This is a genomic window from Bradyrhizobium sp. Leo170, assembly GCF_004296405.1.
Lineage (GTDB): Bacteria > Pseudomonadota > Alphaproteobacteria > Rhizobiales > Xanthobacteraceae > Bradyrhizobium.
On sequence record NZ_PSRR01000989.1, the window covers coordinates 1 to 220 of the forward strand.

Consider the following 220-nt stretch of genomic DNA (forward strand, 5'->3'; position numbering starts at 1 on the left):
TCGCAACTTTCGCCTCTGGCACTGCATCGCCGTGCCGATCGGCGGTCTCGAGCTGCGAGAGATAGCGGGCGATGCTCTCATCGATCCGCTCAAGACGCCTCTTCATCTTGGCCTCGGTGAAGTTCTTGTCCCGCGCATTGACAGCCTTGAACTTTGATCCGTCAATGGCGACACTTGCTGCACTGAACAGATCAAGCTTGCGGCACAGCGTGACGAACTC

At 57.7% G+C, this 220-nt stretch carries 1 pseudogene; it reads right to left on the reverse strand.

Going from position 1 to position 220, the window contains the following annotated elements:
* Positions 1-220: pseudogene (locus CWO89_RS45585) on the reverse strand (IS5/IS1182 family transposase); the annotation flags it as partial.